Below are 19374 nucleotides of genomic sequence, written 5' to 3' on the forward strand. Positions count from 1 at the left end.
AGGAGACCTCATCGCCACTATGGTAGCGGAGGGCAGCCTATTCCGCCGACGTATCTTAGATGAGAACGTTTAAGCCTGAATATGCTCGGAGGCAAGTTCCTCAGCCACTGACTGCAAAGCCATGGAGCCGGCTGCCTCAATGAGGACATCGGCGACCGTGGTGTGCAATGCATGGCAGACCGAGGCGAGGAGTTCAGAAGAAACCTCCTTGCGGCCGCGTTCGAGCTCAGAGAGGTAACCCGGCGAGACGCGAGCCGATTCGGCGAGCTCCCTCAGCGTGATGCCCTGGTCGGCCCGAAAGCCGCGCAGTGCGGCACCGAGGGCCTCGCGCAGTAGCAGCTCTGGAGCGCGCCTGGACGGGGTGATCGGGGTGTCGAGAACAGCGGTAGTAACCATTACTCTCTTTAACGACACGGACCTAGGTTTTGTTCCCCTTGGGTTCAACTAATTTTAAAGCCGTGCCAAAAGACCAGCTAAAGCTGCTTCGACTGCGGCCTTCCTAATCTCTCGCCGGCTACCGCTGAACTGGCATTGTGCGGTGGATACGTCCCCATCGGTGGCAAACCCGAGCCAAACTTGCCCCACGGGGTGTTCATCTTGGGTATCGGGCCCAGCGATACCAGTCAGGGATACCGCCCAATCAGAGGCGCAGGCCTTTCGACAACCAACGGCCATGGCTGCTGCCGTCTCTGATGCAACAGGTCCGTGGGTAGCAAGCAGCTCCACGGGAACTCCAGCGAGAGTCGATTTGAGCTCGGTAGCGTAGGTGATCAGTCCCCCACGTAAGACGGCAGAGGCGCCGGGAATATCTGCCACCGTCGCCGCCGCTAAACCAGCAGTCAACGATTCGCAAAAGGACACACTCAGCCCCGCGGAAGAAAGAGCAGCTACCAGCGCAGCCGCAGTGGTTGGATCATTCACGCCTTTTTCCGAGAATCAATCAAGTACTGGATACCAGTGGCCACGGTGACTGCGACCGCCGCGAGCATGACGATAAAGACGGGAATATCCATCCACGAGGGGAACGGGATGAGATAGAGGGCAACTGCGAGAGTCTGCAAGACGGTCTTGATCTTTCCGCCCTTGCTGGCTGGCACAACCAAGCCTTGGCGCAGCATATACATGCGCCAAAAAGTAATGCCGAACTCACGGATCACGATGACCACGGTGACCCAGATGGGCAGTACCCCAATAATGTTGAGGCAAACGAAAGCTGTGGTCATCAGTGCTTTATCGGCGATCGGGTCAGCGATCTTGCCGAAGTTGGTGACCAATCCACGAGCGCGGGCGATGTCACCATCGAGTTTGTCGGTGTACATCAGCAAAGCGAAGGTGGCAAAGGCCGCCCACATCCAGCCGACGTACTGGTTATCTCCCTTGAGCACTAACCAGGCAAAAACCGGGATGAAAACAATGCGCAGGCTAGTGAGCACATTAGGCAGATTGAGATTGCTTGGCTTATCAGATCCGCCGGACGCTGAGGTCTTTGCTCCATTCACATCCCACACCCTACCCGTCAGTAGTCCTCGCCCCTGAGTTAAGGAGCGCGGACTAGGATCGGATGGCATGAACTATTTCGTAGCCCAGTATCTTTATGCCCCCGATTCCGAACAGATCATCGAGATTCGCCCAGCGCACCGGCAATGGCTAGGCAGCTTGCTCGACGAAGGCAAGCTCGTCGGTTCTGGCCCCTTCACCGATGGCCTCGGCGGTGCCTTGATCATCATTCGTTTGCCGAAATCAGCCACTCTTACTGACGCCGAGGAATTGATGGACAATGATCCATTCCACAAAGCTGACGCCCTGGCTGGGCGCAGCATTCGGGAATGGAACCCCGTGATTAACGTCTTTGCAGATCCGGAAGCTTAACTGCGGGTTTCTCCGGTATCTTCCCCGTTATTCTCGGGAGAGGCAGGAGATGCGGGCTCCGCGGCATCGAACATCTCATGTTCGCTGAGCTCGTGGTCCCACTCCTCTGGCCGGATGCGAGTATCGAGCGCGCCTTGTGCATGGTCATATTTGTTACGCCAGAGCGATAGCAGGACGGTGACTACGAGAATTCCCAGAATAACTAGCAAAGACAGCTCAGTCGGAATCTCTGGGACCGCGACATTCTCACCGCCGTTAATAAACGGCAGGTTGTTTTCGTGCAGAGCATGAAGCAATAGCTTGGCGCCAATGAAGGCCAAGATCAGGCCCAAACCATAGGGCAGGTAGACCAGGCGATCCAGCAATCCGTCGAGCAAGAAGTAGAGCTGGCGCAGTCCCATCAGCGAAAAGGCGTTGGTTGCAAAGACCAAATAGGCCTCGGTGGTGATGCCATAGATCGCGGGGATGGAGTCGAAAGCGAACATGATATCGACCAAGCCGATTGCCACCAAAGCGACAAACAGTGGGGTCAGCGCGCGCTTGCCGTGGAACTTCGTGATCAAACTATCGCCGTGATATCCCGGGGTCACTGGGACGACCCGACGCAGCCACTTGATCAGCTTCATGTCATTGGGATCAGTCTCGGGTTTGTCAGAGGCTTCATCCCAGATCAGCTTGATCGCAGTCCACAGCAGGAACACCGCGAATAGGTAGAACACGTCCGACCACGCAGCAATAACGGCTGCTCCCAGCAGGATGAAAGCTAGTCGGAAGATTAGTGCCAAAGCAATACCGATCAGCAGCACCTTCTGCTGGTACTTTCGGGGAATCTTAAAAGCACCGATGATCAGCGCAAAGACGAAGAGGTTGTCCACCGACAGAGCCTTCTCCGTGACATAGCCGGTGAGGTACTCCACTCCGTGCTGGGTGTCCCACATCAAAAAGACGAATCCGCCGAAAACCAACGCTAAGCCGACATAGAAGGCCGACCACAACGCCGCTTCTTTAATCGTTGGTTCGTGGGGAGTGCGTACGTGACTATAAAAGTCGAAGACGAAGAAACCTGCGATAACCACAATGGTGGCTATCCAGATCCATAGGTGTACGGACATAAAAACCAATCCTCCGGTCGTTGAATGAAAAAAAATGGACCGGAGGTCTCCCCCGCTCGCGTTCTCGGCGAGCCAGCACAACCGGGAGCTCCGAAAAGCTCCGTGTTGACGATTAGCACTGAGAGTGGGGTACTCCCCTCCATGACAAGGTGCCACTATACCTGGCAATAAGGATTTGTCATCCCCTCCAACTGGTGGAGCACGCAGTGAACAAGACTTAAAAAGGCTTGGCTACTTGCTCCAGCTAGGCGCAGGGGCTGCCCGCTCTGACAAGAGGGCAGGCAAAGAGCCAGCAGAGCTACTTAGAAGGCGCCCGCAGAAGGATTGTAGGTGGCCTGGACAGTTCGAGTCTCGGAGGCATCCTCCGCTGACACTTGGTCCTCCCCGCTATCTTCTTTCGGGGCGTCTTCAGGATTGGCGCCCTTAATCATCCAGATGATGGTCTCTAGCTCATCGGGCTTGACCAACACGTCTCGTGCTTTTGACCCCTCGGAGGGGCCTACGACACCGCGGGTTTCCATCAGGTCCATGAGGCGACCTGCCTTAGCGAAGCCGATGCGCAGCTTGCGCTGGAGCATCGAGGTAGAACCCAGTTGTGAGTTAACCACCAGGTCGACGGCTTCGAGTAGATCGTCAAGATCCTTGCCGATATCGGCGTCGATACTCTTTTTAGCTTCGGCTGCCTTGTCCTCGGTCACACCCTCGGTGTAATCGGGCTCGGCTTGGTTCTTGGCAGCATCCACCACCGCTTGGATCTCATCATCGGTGACGAAGGATCCCTGTAGTCGCTGTGGCTTGCCAGCGCCCTGTGGAATAAATAGTGCGTCACCCATACCGATGAGCTTTTCTGCTCCGCCTTGGTCGAGGATGACTCGAGAGTCGATCAGCGATGAGGTAGCAAAGGCCAGACGGGAGGGAACATTCGTCTTGATCAAACCGGTAACCACATCAACCGAGGGCCGCTGGGTAGCCAGCACGAGGTGGATGCCGGCAGCACGTGCCTTCTGAGTGATGCGCACGATGGACTCTTCGATTTCCTTCGGTGCGGTCATCATCAGGTCGGCCAGCTCGTCGACGACACAGACGATAAACGGGTACGGGCGGTATTCGCGCTGGGAACCGGCAGGGGCTTGAATCTCGCCGGAGATGACCTTGCGGTTGTAGTCCTTAATGTGTCGAACCTTGGCCGACTTCATATCCATGTAGCGCTGTTCCATTTCCTCGACCAGCCACTGCAATGCTGTCGCTGCCTTTTTCGGCTGCGTGATAATCGGGGTGATCAGGTGCGGAATACCTTCATAGGGAGTCAACTCCACCATCTTCGGATCAACCAGGATCAGTCGAACCTCTTCAGGAGTGGCTCGAGTGAGCAAGGAGACCAGCAGAGAGTTCACGAAGGCAGATTTACCTGAGCCGGTGGAACCGGCAACCAAGAGGTGCGGCATCTTCTGAATGCTGGTTGAGACGAACTCACCCTCAATATCCTTGCCCAAAGCGATCAGCATGGAGTCATGGTTTCCGCGAGTGGCCGGGGCGTTGAGTACATCTGCCAACCGGACCATCTCACGGTCAGAGTTGGGCACCTCGATGCCCACGGCGGATTTGCCGGGGATGGGAGTCAACAGACGAATATTGTCGTTGGCCACGGCGTAGGCAAGGTTGGACTGCAGGTTGGTGATCTTGGAGACCTTCACACCTGGACCTAGCTCCACCTCATAGCGAGTCACGGTCGGACCACGAGAGAATCCGGTCACCACGGCATCGACCTTAAACTCGCCAAAGACGCCAGTGATTGCCTCAATCATGCGGTCATTGGTCTCAGTGCGAGTCTTCGGCGGCTGTCCGGCTACCAGCAGATCGGTGCTCGGTAGCTGATAATTGGACTCACTTTCGGGGAGACGAGGAGCCGTTTCTGGCAGCTGCTCCTCGCGCTCAGATTTCGGAGTAGCGGCAGGGATCGCACTCGGATCAATTCCAGATCTAGCAACGATGGCCTGGCGGATTGCTTCCCGCGACTGATCGACCACGTCTCCGCTGGCTGGCGGAACGACTGCCGGGAACTCTTCGGTGTCGGTGGTTTCTTTGACCGGCGGTTTCGGCTTCTGCGCGCGCGGCTTTTCCGGAGTCTCGAATAGCTTGTGTTCGGTGTCGTGCTCGAACTGTCCCTCGTGGTCTTCTTCGCTATCGAGCGGGTAGTTCTCCAGCGGAGTCCTGCGCGGGCTAGCTAGTGGTTTACGGACACGCGGTTCCCGGATCTCGCGCCGGGCAGGCTCTCGACCTTGCGCGCGGTCTTCGATGTCCTCGGCCACATGGGCATAAAGATCGTCTTCTTCTTGGTTGTCCAGATCATCGCGATCGGGACGGTTAAGGCGGGCGTCGATAAGCTCGCGCAGATATCCGAAAGCCTGGCGGGTGGTGATCCCGGTGACCTTCAGTGCGCCGTAGATGATGACCAAGATCAACAGCGGGATCGCGACATAGGAGCTAAAACCTGCGGCCAAGAAGCCACCCGTCCAAGCTCCAACAGCACCGCCCGCGCGGCTGCGGGATTCCCAATCGCTCGGATTGCCAGCGAATAGGTGCACTAATCCCAGCATGGAGATAATGATCAGGGAGGTTCCCACCGCTACTCGGGTTCGATTGCCCGGGCTTTGTCGCAGATTGAGCATGAGTACGACGGCCAAGCCAACCAAAGCCACGGGAAGCACTAGGGCTCCGGCGCCAATAATGAGGTGGACGGCAGTGGAGATGGCAGCGCCGATCGGGCCAGCGATATCTAACCAGACTGAGGCGCCTAATACGGCGGCTAAGCCAATGAGGATTAATGCCAATCCATCAAGGTCTGCTTCTGCATCCTCGAGCTCATCTACATCTTCTGTAGCTTCCGATCGAGCACTCTTGGACTTCGTGGTCCCAGTCTCCTTCTTGGTATTTTTTTTGCTAGCGGAGTCTTTCCGGGAGATCACCGTGGTGGCCGAATCATCCTCGAAAAGCCCATCCTCATCAGACTGAGATCTGGCCGAGATGGAGCGAGTGAGCCCGCCGAGCCCGCGGGCAGTGGCGGAAAATACCGTCCCGATTCCATCACCGACGGCGCGGAAGGCACTGCCGGTTCGCTCTTGGGAGGTCTCGGCTGCGCGGAACGCCGAGGTAGCAGGAGCCGCTGATGGGCTGTTATTGGCCGTCCGCGAACGAGTGCTCCCGGACGGGCGGGTTCGATCGACCTCGCCGGTCCGGGAAGATGAGCGCTTGGTGGTGCGGGGCGCCGAGTTACGTGCAGACATGGGCCCAACTGTAGTAGTTCAGACCACACTATTCACATCAGCCACACCGATAGGAGCCACGCAATTTTTCATAGAGAAGTCAAGCCTACACGCCTGACCTCTTAATATCTTCCGGGTCACCCTCCACCGTGATCTTGACCGCATCGCGACCATAGGCCCACAGCAATAGCTCTCCAACATCGCCCGATACCCGAACCACTGCCTCCCCATCCGGGGAAACTCCCTTCTGATCTGCCGCCACAATGCGCGGAAAATCGGTGGGGAGAAGTACAACTGGCACCCGACTCTTTGACAACATCTTGCGCCCCATAGTCGACAGTGCCTTGTGCAGCTGACCGTTAACCACGTGGCTTAGCTCGCGGGGATTGATCTCACCCGATCCGCGGAGCACATCCTCATGGTGGATGAAATGCTCAGCGGTATTCATCAACGGATCAATCAAGCGGACCGGGCTGAACTTGGCTGGACCAGCCGCCCATTCAGACACCACCTCTGTGTAGTCCCGTGCTTTGGCCTTCGCCGTGGCCTTGTCCAACACATCAGAAAGAGCCGGGACAAACATTCCGCCGGCAGCTAGCGGCTGGTTTTCTCGGATCAACAGATGGACAGCCATGTCCTGAGTGGTCCACCCTTCACAGAGGGTCGGAGCATCCGGTCCTAGTTCGAGCATGAGCTTGGCAAGGCTACTTCGTTCGGTACTGGCAAAAGTCATGCACCCCAGCATAGCCACGAGTTCTTGTGACAGTGCCAGGGTGCATGGGCTTAGCTCAGATAGAGATCAGTTAGAGCGAAGGGCGAGTAGCCTTCAGATCCGACTCATCGATGCTCCGGTCCTCAGAGGACATCGGGACCACCGTCGGCAGGATCATCGGGGAACGACGCCACTTCTGCTCCACAAAACGAGAGACCTTGCGGCGCAGCTGCTGAACCATCCGGTAGGGGTTGTTCTCCCCTTCCGCTGCCAGATCATTGAGCGTGTTCTCCGAGAGCTCACGAACCTCGGCCATCATGGCCTTGGCATCATCAGAAAAGCCCTTGGTCGATACCGTCGGAGACTCCAGCAACCGGCCGGTGCGGTTATCAATCACGGCGGTGATCGAGATCAGACCGCCAGAACCGAGGCTGGTGCGATCTGCAAGCACGTCAGCATCCACATCGCCCATGGTCACGCCATCGACGTAGAGGTTGCCCACTGGGATCTGTCCAACGACCTTGGCGTGGCCATCAACCAGATCGACGACGACGCCGTTCTGTGCCAGGACGACATTGTTCGGGTCGACGCCGGTAGAGATAGCCAGCTGCTTGTTGGCGCGCAGGTGGCGCCACTCGCCGTGGACGGGCATGGCGTTTTTCGGACGAGCTGCGTTGTAGAGGAACAGCAGTTCGCCGGAGTAGCCATGGCCAGAGGTGTGGACCTTGGCGTCCGAGCCGGTGATCACAGTCGCGCCAATCTGCGCGAGCATGTTGATGACACCGAAGACAGCTTCCTCGTTGCCGGGAACCAGCGAAGAGGACAGGATGATCATGTCGCCATCACGGACGGTGATCTGACGGTGCTCACGACGTGCCATGCGAGACAGTGCTGCCATCGGCTCACCCTGGGTACCGGTGGTGATCAGCAGGACCTTGTGGGAAGCCAGACGGGAAGCTTCTTCCATCGAGATGATGGTGCCACGCGGTGCCTTGAGGTAGCCCAGCTTCTCGGCGATCTCCATGTTGCGGATCATCGAGCGGCCGTTGAAGGCAACCTTGCGACCATTGGCCACTGCGGCATCCACGGCAGCCTGCACACGGTAGACGTTGGAAGCGAAAGAAGCGAGAATAACGCGCTGCTTAGCCTCACCGATCAGACGCTTCAGGGTCGGGATGACCTCAGCCTCAGAGACGGAGACACCCGGGGTGGTGGCGTTGGTCGAGTCGCACAGCATCAGGTCGACGCCCTCATCGCCGAAGCGAGACAGTGCCGGCAGGTCGGTGGGACGGCCACTCGGCGGGGTCTGATCAAGCTTGATGTCACCGGTGTGGATGACCAAGCCGGCGCCGGTCTTGATAGCCAAGCCCAAGCAGTCCGGAATGGAGTGGTCAACATTCCAGAACCGAATGTTGAACGGTCCACGGTTTTCGTCAGACTTGTCGTTGACCTCGATCAGCTTCGGGCGCAGGCGATGTTCCTGGCACTTGGCCGAGATCAGCGCGAGAGTAAAGCGCGAGGCCAAGATCGGCAGATCCGGGCGCAGCTTGAGCAGCCACGGAATAGCTCCGATGTGATCCTCATGGCCGTGGGTGATCACGAGTGCGTCAATGCGGTGCAGGTGATCTTCGATCGGACCGAAGTCCGGCAGGATCAGGTCTACACCCGGCTCACCGGAAGAGGGGAAGAGAACGCCACAGTCAACGATGAGCAGACGGTTGTTGTATTCGAAGACCGTCATGTTGCGGCCGATTTCGGAAATACCACCGAGAGCGTAGATGCGCAGGCCATTGCTAGGTGCAGGCGGCGGGGCCGGCAGACGCTTGGTCAGATCCGCGCCCTGCATGGACTTAACGACGTTGCGTCGACCGCCACCGTTGTGGTCATTGCGGTTACGGTTCCGGTTGCGGTTGCCACCCTGATTGCCGCCGCGTTCACCATGGGAGTTTCCGCCCTGGTTTCCGCCGCGCTCAGAGTTGTTGTTACGAGCACGGCCACCGCGGCCGCCACGCTTGTTGCTGCCGTTACGAGAGCGGTTTCCGCCCTGGTTTCCGCCCTGGTTTCCGCCACGGTTGTTCTCGCCACCACGGTTGTTCTCACTCTTTTCGGGTGCTGCAGAAGCCCCCGTGGTGTCGGCGGCTGCCTTCGGGCTGCCGCCGTTCGTCTCCGTGGTAGGTGCTTGGAAGACCGGCGATTCAGCTGCGGTGTTGTTCTCAGCTCCGCTGTTGGCCTCCGGCGGACCCGCTTTGCGGGTGACCTTCCGGGGACGATTACGGGATTCAGTCATATTTAAAGGACTCCAGCCTTTTCCATGTCACGGCGGAGACCAGCAATCTCCTGCTCATCGCAGGCGACGACTGGAAGACGCGGGTCTCCAACCTCGATGCCCTGCAAGCGCAGGGCTGATTTAGCCATGCTGGCTCCACCCAGGCGTGCCTGAGCGGAGATCAGCGGGGCCAGTACAGTGGCGTTGATTTCCCGCGCACGGGCGAGGTCGCCTTCCTCGAAACTTGTGTGTAGCTCACGCAGGGCACGGGGTGCGGCGTGGCCGACGACGGAGATGAAACCAGTAGCTCCCAGTGAGAGCCAAGGGATATTCAGTGGATCGTCGCCGGAGTACCAGGCCAGACCTGTTTCCCGCATCAGTACAGCGGATTCGGCCATATTGCCCTTTGCGTCCTTGACCGCCAAAATATTGGGGATCTCCGCCAAGCGGCGGATGGTATCCGCGGCAATCGGGATGCTCGAACGCGGGGGGATGTCGTAGAGGCACACGGGAAGATCAGTGGCCCCGGCGACTGCCGAGAAGTGTTGGAAGACGCCCTCCTGGCTGGGCTTCGAGTAATACGGGGTGACCACTAGAAGCGCATCTGCGCCTGCCTGAGCGGAAGCCCGTGCCAGCTCTATGGAGGCGGCGGTGTCATTAGTACCAGCGCCGGCGATCAGCTTGCAGCGATCGCCTACTTCTTCCTTCACTGCTTTGAGCAGGTCTAGTTTTTCAGCAACCGAAGTCGTCGGAGACTCCCCCGTGGTTCCCGCAAGAACCAACGCGTCAAGGCCATTATCAACCAAATACGCGGCGAGGTGCCGTCCAGCTTCAATATCTAGGGCGCCGTCACGGTCAAAAGGGGTGACCATGGCGACGCTGACGGTACCGAAGTGTTCGGCTCCGGTCTGCGCTGTCAAACCTGTACTCATGGTGGTTAAGAGTACCTGTTCCCGGTAGTTTCCGGCGCATTGCCCTCACGCGTCTAGCTAGGACTGCCTAACAACCCATGAGCCCCTGCTTAGAATTCTGCGACATAGGGGCTAACAGCCATCTCAGAACCATCATCTAGCGTGGTGATCTGGAAGTCAGAAAACAGCGCTGGGGATTGCTCGGTCAAACGGCGCAAACAGGCAACTGCCAAGGCCCGGATCTCTACATCTGCATGTTCTGTGGCACGCGCGCTGATGAAATGTCGCCAGGTGCGAAAGTTACCGCTGACCACGATGCGGGACTCGGTGGCATTGGGCAGAATGCTCCGAGCAGCCTGCCTGGCCTGCTTTTTTCGCAGTAGAGCATTGGGCTCATCCTGCAGCTTTTCCTCGAGGGCGTCGAGCAGCTCTTGGTAGACAAACCGAGTCTCATCGACGGCATTGAGTAGTAATTCACGCAGCTGCGGGTCTTCGTTGATCAGCGGCGGCACCACAACTTCGGCATCATCGGGGTGGACAAAGCGCTGGGATAGCTGCGAGAAACTAAAGTGCCGGTGCCGGACCAACTCATGGCTGGCTGAGCGCGATAGCCCGCGGATATACAGGGTCGCGCTGGCATGCTCCAGCAGCGCAGTGTGGCCAACTTCCATGATGTGGCGAAGATAAGCGTCGTTGGCTGCGGTGCGCGGGTTGGGCTTATTAAAAGACTCATAACAAGCACGCCCGGAAAACTCCACCAAGGCTTCAGCATCGGAGGCGCTCTCATCGGCCACCCAATCCACCCCGTTTGGTGGGGTAAACGAGGTCGCTGCGATCAACTGAACGTCAAGTTCGACGGCTCTGGCCACGATCAGATCTCCAGGTAGCCGTCGAGTCCCACGGTCAGTCCGTCGTGGGAGCCGATTCCGCGCACGCCCACCAACACTCCGGGAACGAAGGAGGTGCGGTCATAGGAATCCTGGCGGATAGTCAGGGTTTGGCCCTGGGTGCCGAAGATGATGTCTTCGTGCGCAACCATGCCGGTCATACGCACTCCGTGTACGCGCACGCCATCAACATTCGCACCTCGTGCCCCTTCGAGCGACTGCGTGGTGGCATCCGGAATCGGACCAAGACCAGCATCTTTACGTGCCTGGGCAATGCCGTGGGCAGTATGGACTGCGGTGCCAGAAGGTGCGTCCAGCTTATTGGGATGGTGGTATTCCACGACCTCAGCGGAGTCGAAGAACTTAGCGGCCTGCTTAGCAAAGGTCATCGCCAGTACCGCAGAGATAGCAAAGTTCGGGGCAATAAGTAGGTTGCCCGCGCCTTCAGCCGCGCACCAGGACTCCACGGTGGCCAAGCGATCGGCGTCAAAACCGGTGGTGCCAACCACACAGTGGATGCCGTGGCTGATGCAAAACTCAAGATTGTCCATGACCACATCTGGCGTGGTGAAATCAACAATCACCTGGGTACCAGAGCTCACCAGGGTGTGCAGGTCATCACTGCTATCAATACGTGCGACTAGTTCCAGATCATCCGCGGCTTCCACGCCATCGCATACTGCTGATCCCACTCGCCCGTTAGCTCCGAGAACTCCAACCTTGATCGTCATGCATTCCTCCTGTGTCAGATGTTTGCTACCAGCTTGCCAGTCTAGGCCGTGGACCTTGCCCCCTGCTTCTCGACGGTCGCTTTGCCCCTGCCTGCGCACAGGCGCCACTCACCGCCTTGTCCTCCCCAATTCTGCCGATGTTGAGCCGACAACCGCTAACGTGGGAAACCATGAGCACTCTCACCCACCTCCATCGGTTGTCCGCTGTCGGAGCCTTGGCCGCCGGCTCGCTGGTCCTCAGCGCCTGCACGAGCGTCGATGATGGGCGCGACGGCACTGCTTCGGCAGCTAATTCCGCCCCCAGCTCGGTAGCACCGCTGACGGTTACCTCCACCGCAGCCCCCGCGCCATTGCCATCTGCCAGCGCTACCGACACGCTCTCGGAAACTACCACCTCGGCTACCAGCGCTTCCGATGCTTCTGCCCTCGGGGAGGCGAGCTTGGCAGGCAAGCAAAACTCCTCTGAGGGTGCCTCCGACTGGATGGTCACCGGCGTGCGAGTCGGCAGCCATGAAGGCTTTGACCGAGTGGTATTTGATCTATCTGGCACTGGCACCCCAGGCTGGAATACCTATTACACCGATAACCCCATCCAACAAGCCTCTGGCTTCCCCGTTGAGGTCGACGGCGAGATCGCCCTCAAAGTCGCGATCTTCTATACCCCCTACCCCAATGAGGAATCCGCAGATGAAATGGCGGATGAGACTACCGCTGGTGCAGGCGTTATCAATGAAGTTGTCTACTCCAGCCTGTTTGAAGCTCGTAGCGAATACGTCATCGGCATGGACCGAGTCCTTCCCTACTCCGTGACCTTTTTGGAAGATCCCGCCCGGCTAGTCATTGATTTCGTCGCTGAGTAAACCTTCTACGTATGCCTGTTAGCTCACAGGCACAGTCAAGAATAGAAAAAACGGCCCGCCTGGTGGCTTTCCAGATAAGGGAAAGTACCAGGCGGGCCGTTGCCACTCCTAAGAGTTAAGAACTACTAGTCCTCTTCGACCGGAACCAGCGAGATCTTGCCGCGGTTGTCGATGTCAGCGATCTCGACCTGGATCTTGTCGCCAACGTTGACCACGTCTTCTACCTTCTCGATGCGCTTGTCGCCACCGAGCTTGGAGATGTGGACCAAGCCGTCACGGCCCGGGGTCAAGGACACGAATGCACCGAAAGGCACGGTCTTGACTACGGTGCCCAAGAAACGCTCGCCGACCTTGGGCAGCTGCGGGTTAGCAATCGAGTTGATGCGCTCGATCGCGGCATTGGCAGACTCGCCGGTAGCAGCGGAGACGTAGACGGTGCCGTCATCTTCGATGGAGATATCGGCGCCGGTCTCCTCGGTGATCGAGTTGATGGTCTTGCCCTTCGGGCCAATGAGCTCGCCGATCTTAGCCATCGGGACCTTCACGGAGGTGATCTTCGGAGCCAGTGCGGACATCTCGTCCGGAGCTTCGATGACCTCAGCCATGGTCTTGAGGATCTCGGTGCGGGCTTCCTTAGCCTGCTCGAGAGCCTCGGTCAGGACCTTAGAAGGAATGCCGTCGAGCTTGGTATCAAGCTGCAGGGCGGTGATGAACTCGGAGGTACCTGCGACCTTGAAGTCCATGTCACCGAAAGCGTCCTCAGCACCGAGGATGTCGGTCAGTGCGACGTATTCGGTCTCACCGTTGATCTCGCCGGAGACCAAGCCCATGGCGATACCAGCCACCGGTGCGCGCAGCGGCACACCAGCGTTGTACATCGACAGAGTCGAGGCACAAACCGAGCCCATCGAGGTAGAGCCGTTAGAGCTCAGAGCCTCAGAGACCTGGCGGATGGTGTAGGGGAACTCCTCGCGGGAAGGAATCACCGGCAGCAATGCGCGCTCGGCGAGTGCACCGTGGCCGATTTCGCGGCGCTTGGGCGAACCCACGCGGCCGGTCTCACCGGTGGAGTACGGCGGGAAGTTGTAGTGATGGATGTAGCGCTTGGAGGTCTCCGGGGACAGCGAATCAATCTGCTGGACCATCTTGAGCATGTCCAGGGTGGTCACACCCAGGATTTGGGTCTCGCCGCGCTCGAAGAGCGAGGAACCGTGTGCGCGCGGGATTAGCTCGACCTCGACGCCGAGGTCACGGATGTCAGCGACACCGCGGCCGTCGATACGGAAGCCCTCGGTGAGGATCTTGTTGCGCACGATCTTTTTCATCAGTGCGTTATAGGCTGCACGAATCTGCTTGGAGGCATCCTCGAAGCGCTCGAGGAGCTGCTCTTCAACCTGCACCATGTGCTCGTTGGTAGCGTCATCGCGCTCCTGCTTGCCCTTGTGGGTCAGCAGCTGGGTGAGCTTGTTGCTGGCTTTCTTCTCCACAGCGGCGAAGATTTCGTCGGTGTAAGAGGGAAACAGTGGGAAGTCCTGGGTTTCCTTGGCAGCGCGCTCGGCCAAACCGGCCTGAGCCTTGCACAGGGTGGCGATGAACGGCTTGGCAGCCTCCAGGCCCTCAGAAACAGTGGACTCGGTCGGGGCGGGAGCGCCCTGCTTGACGCGATCGACGACGTTGTTGCCAGCGCCAGCTTCCACCATCATGATGGCGACATCTTCGACCTTGCGGCGGCCCTGCTTGCGCTCGACGATACGGCCGGCGACGACCATCTCGAAGATGCACAGTTCACGCTGAGCGTGGGTCGGGAAGGCAACCCACTGGCCGGCGGGGTGCTTGTCATCGACCAACAGGGCGATGCGCACGCCGCCGACGGCCCCGGAGACCGGCAGGCCTGAGAGCTGAGTGGCAGCGGAAGCGCCGTTGATAGCAACGACATCGTAGTAATCTTCCGGGTCCTGGGACATCACGGTGATGACGACCTGGACCTCGTTGCGCAGACCCTTGACGAAGGTCGGACGCAGCGGGCGATCGATCAGACGGCAAGCCAAGATCGCATCGGTGGAGGGACGACCCTCACGGCGGAAGAAGGAACCGGGGATGCGACCAGCGGCGTACATCCGCTCTTCCACATCAACGGTCAGCGGGAAGAAATCCAGGCCCTCGCGCGGGGAGTTGGATGCGGTAACGGTGGCCAGCATCATGTTGTCATCATCGAGGTAGGTGGTGACGGAGCCACCAGCCTGGCGGGCCAGCTGGCCGGTTTCAAAACGAACGGTGCGGGTACCGAAATCACCGTTGTCAATCGTGGCTACTGCTTCAGTGACGCCGAAATCTTCATCGACGTTGAATGCCACATTGGGGGTACTGCTCATATGTATTTTCTCTCCTCAGAGATCATCTTCGGCGATCATCGGTGCCACCGGTAGTGCTGTCCATTAGATACAACGAATTCCCACCCTACCAGCTACCTACACCCAGACCATATGCCGCTTATCGACGGCCCCCTTTTAACCCCAACTCCCCCAGCTTCCCCAGCACCTAAAAAAACGACAAAACCCGCCGATCTTCTCCAAGGGGAAGATGCAGCGGGTGAAGCGAGCACTAACAGTGCTCGGTGACGCAATTAGCGACGCAGGCCCAAGCGGGCGATCAGGTCACGGTAGCGATCGATGTTGGTAGCAGCCAAGTACTTGAGCATGCTGCGACGACGACCGACCAGCAGAAGCAGGCCACGACGGGAGTGGTGGTCATGCTTGTGGGTCTTGAGGTGCTCGGTCAGGGAGTTGATGCGGTAGGTCAGCATTGCAACCTGAGCCTCGGGAGAGCCGGTGTCGGTCGGGTGGACGCCGTACTCGGAAAGGATTGCAGACTTCTGCTCGGAAGTAAGAGCCATGATTTAAGCTTCTTTCGTTTTTTCAGACCGCATGAAATGTAAGTCCGATGCTTTGAGAGAATCTCTAGCTTCGGTGTGGCGCAACTGCTGCGGACCGCAGTCGCTAATAAGCCTCGTCGGATATTACCTGCTGGCAGGTGCTTGGGCCAAATCCCTGGGCGTGGTGTGGAGGTTGCAAGGGATTACAGTCCCTTGATCCAATATTCAGCTTCCCAGTCCATCACTGATCTAGTGATTGTACTATCAGCATTCACCGCGGCATAGAGCTCATCTTGATAAGCAAGATAGGCTTTCTCACCAAGTCTTGACCACTTGAGCGAAGGTTCCTTGACCTTCAAATCCTCCTCAGCCATTCGGAATACCACCGAATCTAGCGGCACGTGGAGGTAGGGATAGGCATAGCGCACCTGAGGATGGTCCAACACTGCTAGGTACTTCAGTGTCATATTCAGCCATTTCTGAGCTTGGCCGTAGTGCAGACCAAAATCTGGCCGCTGGTGATGTGGAAACCGGGAGAAAGTTTCAATCGCTTCAAGACACCACGCGCGATGTAGCTGATTGAACTCCTCCTGAGTGTGCGGTCCGAGTTCTTTGTGTGAAAACTCCTCCAGCCCAGCCACAAACTTGATTACCGAGGCATATATTTCCGCGCGTAAGGCATCAGCATTCTTGAGAGCGCCAATGCCATGCATCGTCCGATTAACATCCCGGTAGGCACGCTTAGAAACATTCCGAATAGTGTCCACATGATCAAAATTGAGATCACGCGCCACAGCACCACCAAAGTAGAACGCCAACAGAGATTTAGTTCTCAGATCTTTAGACATTCCAACTGGATTCATATCCGCCAGTCTAGTAATAAAAGCCGGCCCGGTATTGCGAACGTATGTGCAGGTTAGTGGTCCAGCGTGAGCGTATTGGCTGTTAATCTAATTCTCATGTCTTTCACCAATACCGATCAGCTTTCGCCCGGCGTGACCGTAGAGGTCCGCGATGAACAGTGGCTAGTAACTGGGGTTGCTAGATCTACTGATGGTTTTCGCCTCAAGGTGCGAGGATTATCTGATTATGTACGAGATAGCACCGCTACTTTTTATACTGCCCTCGATGAGGTGCGGGTCTTTGATCCCACGCAAGTAGAAGTCACTCCCGATGACTCCCCTGGCTATCGCCATGCTCGTTTGTGGATTGAGTCCACACTGCGGCAGACTCCGATACCGCTCTATCAGCGAGAGCTCTCGGTAGCTACACGAATGCTCGCTGACCCACTGGATTACCAGCTCTCAGCAGTACGACGTGCCCTCTCGGCGGAGAACACCCGGCCGCGAATCCTCTTGGCTGATGCCGTTGGTCTGGGCAAGACCCTAGAAATCGGCATGATCTTGGCCGAGCTCATCCGACGCGGACGCGGACAACGCATCCTGGTGGTTACTCCAAAGCACGTGATGGAGCAGTTCCAACAGGAACTATGGACTCGCTTTTCTATTCCGTTGGTTCGACTGGATTCTGTCGGCATTCAGCAGGTTAGGCAAAAATTACCTGCCTCCCGAAATCCTTTTACTTACTATCCGCGGGTGATCGTGTCTATGGATACGTTAAAATCACCGAAATACCGGGCACAGCTGGAAAAGGTCAGCTGGGATGCCGTAGTAATCGATGAAATCCACAACGCCACCAATGCTGGCACTAAGAACAATGAGCTGGCCCGCACGCTGGCGCCGACCACTGAATCGTTGATTCTGGCCTCGGCTACCCCGCACAACGGTAATCCGAACTCCTTCAAAGAGATTCTGCGGCTGCTCGATCCACTGTCGGTGCTGCCCGATGGCCGCATTGATGCTGACGCCGCTAAGCGGTTGATCATCCGCCGACACCGCAACACGCCAGAGGTTGCCCAGGTCGTCGGTTCAAAGTGGGCTAAGCGCTTAGAGCCACACAATATCCCGGTCGATGCTTCCCCAGAGGAAAATGCGGTGGCCCGTGAACTCCACCAATCTTGGACCCATCCTGGTTCCAACGCAGTATCTAAGGATCGGCTCTTTCCGTGGACATTGACCAAGGCATATCTCTCCTCCCCTGCTGCTTTGGCCGAAACCGTCGCAGGTCGCCTGTCTCGGATTACTCCAGGCCCCAGTTCAGAACGCCAAGCCCTTGAGCACCTAGCGGAGCTCAACAGCAAGGTCACCCCAGAAAACTCCGCAAAATACGCGGCCTTGGTGAATTATCTGGCTGCAATTGGGGTGAAGAAGGGCTCTGCCAACCGCGTGGTTATTTTCTCCGAGCGAGTAGCCACCCTGCATTGGCTACAAGACAACCTCAGCCGGCACCTGAAAATGCCCAAAGGGGCAGTCAAAATCATGCACGGTGGGCTCTCTGACACCGAACAAATGAGTTTGATCGATGAGTTCAAAAGAACTGATACCAAGCTGCGCATCCTAATTACTGGTGATGTCGCCTCGGAAGGTGTGAACTTGCATTCTCAGTGCCACAACTTGGTTCACTACGACATTCCGTGGTCGTTGATCCGTATCCAGCAGCGCAATGGTCGCATCGACCGCTATGGGCAAACCGAGCAGCCACAAATCACTACCTTGCTCCTAGACCCAGCGGGTACTGACACCATCGGTGAGCTCCATGTGCTGACCAAGCTGATGGATCGCGAACATGCGGCTCATTCCATGCTCGGTGATGCATCCTCTTTGATGGGTGAACACAGTGTCAGTGGGGAGGAAGATGCGATCCGCAAGGTGCTCCAGGGCCAACGCGATTTCGACCAAACCGTAGCCACCCCAGAAGAAGTCCTCAGCGGTGCGCATGCCCGGCGCGAAAACGCCGATGAGCAGGTAGAAGATAACAGCCTCGATATTGATGCGTTGCTGGCCTCTCTCAATGACACTTTGACTGAAGACCTCTCCCTATCTGAGGTGGAGGCTTCAGAAAGCATCGAGGATCAGCAGGCGACAGCTGCTTGGGACAGTATCTATACCCAAGAAGTGGACTATTTGCGTGACGCTCTCAACGAGGCCTTCCACAACGTGCCTTCGGCCTCGTTGAATAAGGGTGGGGTGGATTTCTTAGAACACAGCAATGCGATCGTGGAGTTGTCTCCGACAGAGGATCTGCGCCGCCGGTTGGATATCCTGCCGCAGGACTATCTTTCCTATCGCAAGGTCAAGGAAAATCTCATGTTGGCGACCACGCTCAGCCGAGGAAACCAGCAGCTCACTGCAGCTAGAGAAGGAGATTCGGAGAAGTCGTGGCCCAAGGCGCACTACCTTGGTCCCCTACATCCAGTGTCGGATTGGGCAGCTGATCGAGCGCTGTCCTCGATGAATCGAAACGAGATTCCAGCAGTAACCGGCGAGGTAGCTAAGCCCACCGTTTTATTGATGGGAACTTTGACCAATTCTCGTGGTCAAGTGGTCACCCGCGCGTTTATCACTGCCACCGCTGGGCAATTCGGTCTGAACGCACCTGAAGGCATACCTCGGGCCAGCGCCGAGACCATCCCAGATCCGGTTGCTTGGCTTAATGCCGTAGGGCTAGGTGAGAATGCAATCAACACGGGAACAACCACTGTTCCGGAGGATCTGAAGGCACTCCTGAGCGCTGCTGTCACCGAAGCCACCAGCCACATGGATCTCACTCGTGAGGATGCCCGAACCCAAGCCGAAGAGCGAACTCAGCATTGGTCCCAGCGAGCCGAGCAGTGGGATCAACACCACCACTCTGGCGCTAGTACTAGGGCGATTAAGCGCAGCACTCCCCTCATCGATCAAGAGCGCTCACTCCTTAAATCAATGACCCCCGAAAGAACTCTCATCCGGCCGCTTCTGGTGGTTATCCCGCAACTGGGACAGGAAGGTTAAT

16 protein-coding genes are annotated in these 19374 nt (G+C 57.6%); 3 read left to right on the forward strand and 13 right to left on the reverse strand.

Features of this window, described 5'->3' with window-relative positions; translation table 11 throughout:
• Window positions 1-69 precede the first annotated feature (69 nt).
• The 3 genes from C5L39_RS03015 to pgsA are packed head-to-tail and all read right to left on the reverse strand — an operon-like array spanning window position 70 to window position 1499.
• Window positions 70-396 (reverse strand): helix-turn-helix domain-containing protein, encoded by a 327-nt coding sequence (locus C5L39_RS03015; RefSeq protein WP_123047397.1) that lies wholly within the window; start codon window positions 394-396, stop codon window positions 70-72.
• 54 nt (window positions 397-450) lie between these two features.
• The gene (locus C5L39_RS03020) at window positions 451-921 is read right to left on the reverse strand and encodes a CinA family protein (protein ID WP_123047398.1); all 471 of its coding nucleotides are present in this window, start codon (window positions 919-921) and stop codon (window positions 451-453) included.
• On the reverse strand, window positions 918-1499 hold the full coding sequence (gene pgsA, locus C5L39_RS03025) for a CDP-diacylglycerol--glycerol-3-phosphate 3-phosphatidyltransferase (RefSeq protein WP_245974857.1): 582 nt from the start codon (window positions 1497-1499) through the stop codon (window positions 918-920). Before pgsA ends, C5L39_RS03020 begins: the two co-directional genes overlap by 4 nt.
• Before the next feature lie 67 nt (window positions 1500-1566).
• Between pgsA and C5L39_RS03030 the strand changes: the two genes are divergently transcribed.
• Window positions 1567-1869, forward strand: coding sequence for a YciI family protein (locus C5L39_RS03030; RefSeq protein WP_123047400.1), 303 nt, complete (start codon window positions 1567-1569; stop codon window positions 1867-1869).
• Here the strand turns inward: C5L39_RS03030 and C5L39_RS03035 are convergent.
• The 7 genes from C5L39_RS03035 to dapB form a co-directional block, all read right to left on the reverse strand.
• Window positions 1866-2981: a TerC family protein gene (locus C5L39_RS03035; protein ID WP_123047401.1), complete on the reverse strand. Its 1116-nt coding sequence runs from the start codon at window positions 2979-2981 to the stop codon at window positions 1866-1868. The genes C5L39_RS03030 and C5L39_RS03035 overlap by 4 nt on opposite strands.
• 302 nt (window positions 2982-3283) lie before the next feature.
• Window positions 3284-6265 carry an FtsK/SpoIIIE family DNA translocase gene (locus C5L39_RS03040; RefSeq protein WP_123047402.1) on the reverse strand — a complete coding sequence of 994 codons (2982 nt, stop codon included), beginning with the start codon at window positions 6263-6265 and terminating at the stop codon, window positions 3284-3286.
• A gap of 85 nt (window positions 6266-6350) precedes the next feature.
• Complete coding sequence (locus C5L39_RS03045; RefSeq protein ID WP_245974858.1) at window positions 6351-6977, reverse strand: TIGR03085 family metal-binding protein; 627 nt, start codon at window positions 6975-6977, stop codon at window positions 6351-6353.
• Window positions 6978-7047: 70 nt separating this feature from the next.
• On the reverse strand, window positions 7048-9243 hold the full coding sequence (locus C5L39_RS03050; RefSeq protein ID WP_123047404.1) for a ribonuclease J: 2196 nt from the start codon (window positions 9241-9243) through the stop codon (window positions 7048-7050).
• Between the two features lie 2 nt (window positions 9244-9245).
• Window positions 9246-10154 carry a 4-hydroxy-tetrahydrodipicolinate synthase gene (dapA, locus tag C5L39_RS03055; RefSeq protein ID WP_123047405.1) on the reverse strand — a complete coding sequence of 303 codons (909 nt, stop codon included), beginning with the start codon at window positions 10152-10154 and terminating at the stop codon, window positions 9246-9248.
• Window positions 10155-10243: 89 nt separating this feature from the next.
• The gene (gene thyX / locus C5L39_RS03060) at window positions 10244-11002 is read right to left on the reverse strand and encodes an FAD-dependent thymidylate synthase (RefSeq protein WP_123047406.1); all 759 of its coding nucleotides are present in this window, start codon (window positions 11000-11002) and stop codon (window positions 10244-10246) included.
• Window positions 11003-11004: 2 nt separating this feature from the next.
• Window positions 11005-11751 (reverse strand): 4-hydroxy-tetrahydrodipicolinate reductase, encoded by a 747-nt coding sequence (gene dapB / locus C5L39_RS03065; RefSeq protein ID WP_123047407.1) that lies wholly within the window; start codon window positions 11749-11751, stop codon window positions 11005-11007.
• 170 nt (window positions 11752-11921) lie between these two features.
• Between dapB and C5L39_RS03070 the strand changes: the two genes are divergently transcribed.
• Window positions 11922-12611, forward strand: coding sequence for an AMIN-like domain-containing (lipo)protein (locus C5L39_RS03070; protein WP_123047408.1), 690 nt, complete (start codon window positions 11922-11924; stop codon window positions 12609-12611).
• A gap of 125 nt (window positions 12612-12736) precedes the next feature.
• Here the strand turns inward: C5L39_RS03070 and C5L39_RS03075 are convergent, their stop codons facing one another.
• The 3 genes from C5L39_RS03075 to C5L39_RS03085 all read right to left on the reverse strand — a co-directional run bounded on the left by C5L39_RS03075 (window position 12737) and on the right by C5L39_RS03085 (window position 16346).
• Window positions 12737-14983, reverse strand: coding sequence for a polyribonucleotide nucleotidyltransferase (locus C5L39_RS03075; RefSeq protein WP_123047409.1), 2247 nt, complete (start codon window positions 14981-14983; stop codon window positions 12737-12739).
• Window positions 14984-15234: 251 nt separating this feature from the next.
• Complete coding sequence (gene rpsO / locus C5L39_RS03080; protein WP_123047410.1) at window positions 15235-15504, reverse strand: 30S ribosomal protein S15; 270 nt, start codon at window positions 15502-15504, stop codon at window positions 15235-15237.
• Window positions 15505-15686: 182 nt separating this feature from the next.
• Window positions 15687-16346, reverse strand: coding sequence for a hypothetical protein (locus tag C5L39_RS03085; RefSeq protein WP_123047411.1), 660 nt, complete (start codon window positions 16344-16346; stop codon window positions 15687-15689).
• Between the two features lie 96 nt (window positions 16347-16442).
• Between C5L39_RS03085 and C5L39_RS03090 the strand changes: the two genes are divergently transcribed.
• The gene (locus C5L39_RS03090; RefSeq protein ID WP_123047797.1) at window positions 16443-19373 is read left to right on the forward strand and encodes a DEAD/DEAH box helicase; all 2931 of its coding nucleotides are present in this window, start codon (window positions 16443-16445) and stop codon (window positions 19371-19373) included.
• Window position 19374 lies beyond the last annotated feature (1 nt).

Origin of the sequence: Corynebacterium alimapuense (assembly GCF_003716585.1) — a bacterium.
GTDB classification, from domain to species: domain Bacteria; phylum Actinomycetota; class Actinomycetes; order Mycobacteriales; family Mycobacteriaceae; genus Corynebacterium; species Corynebacterium alimapuense.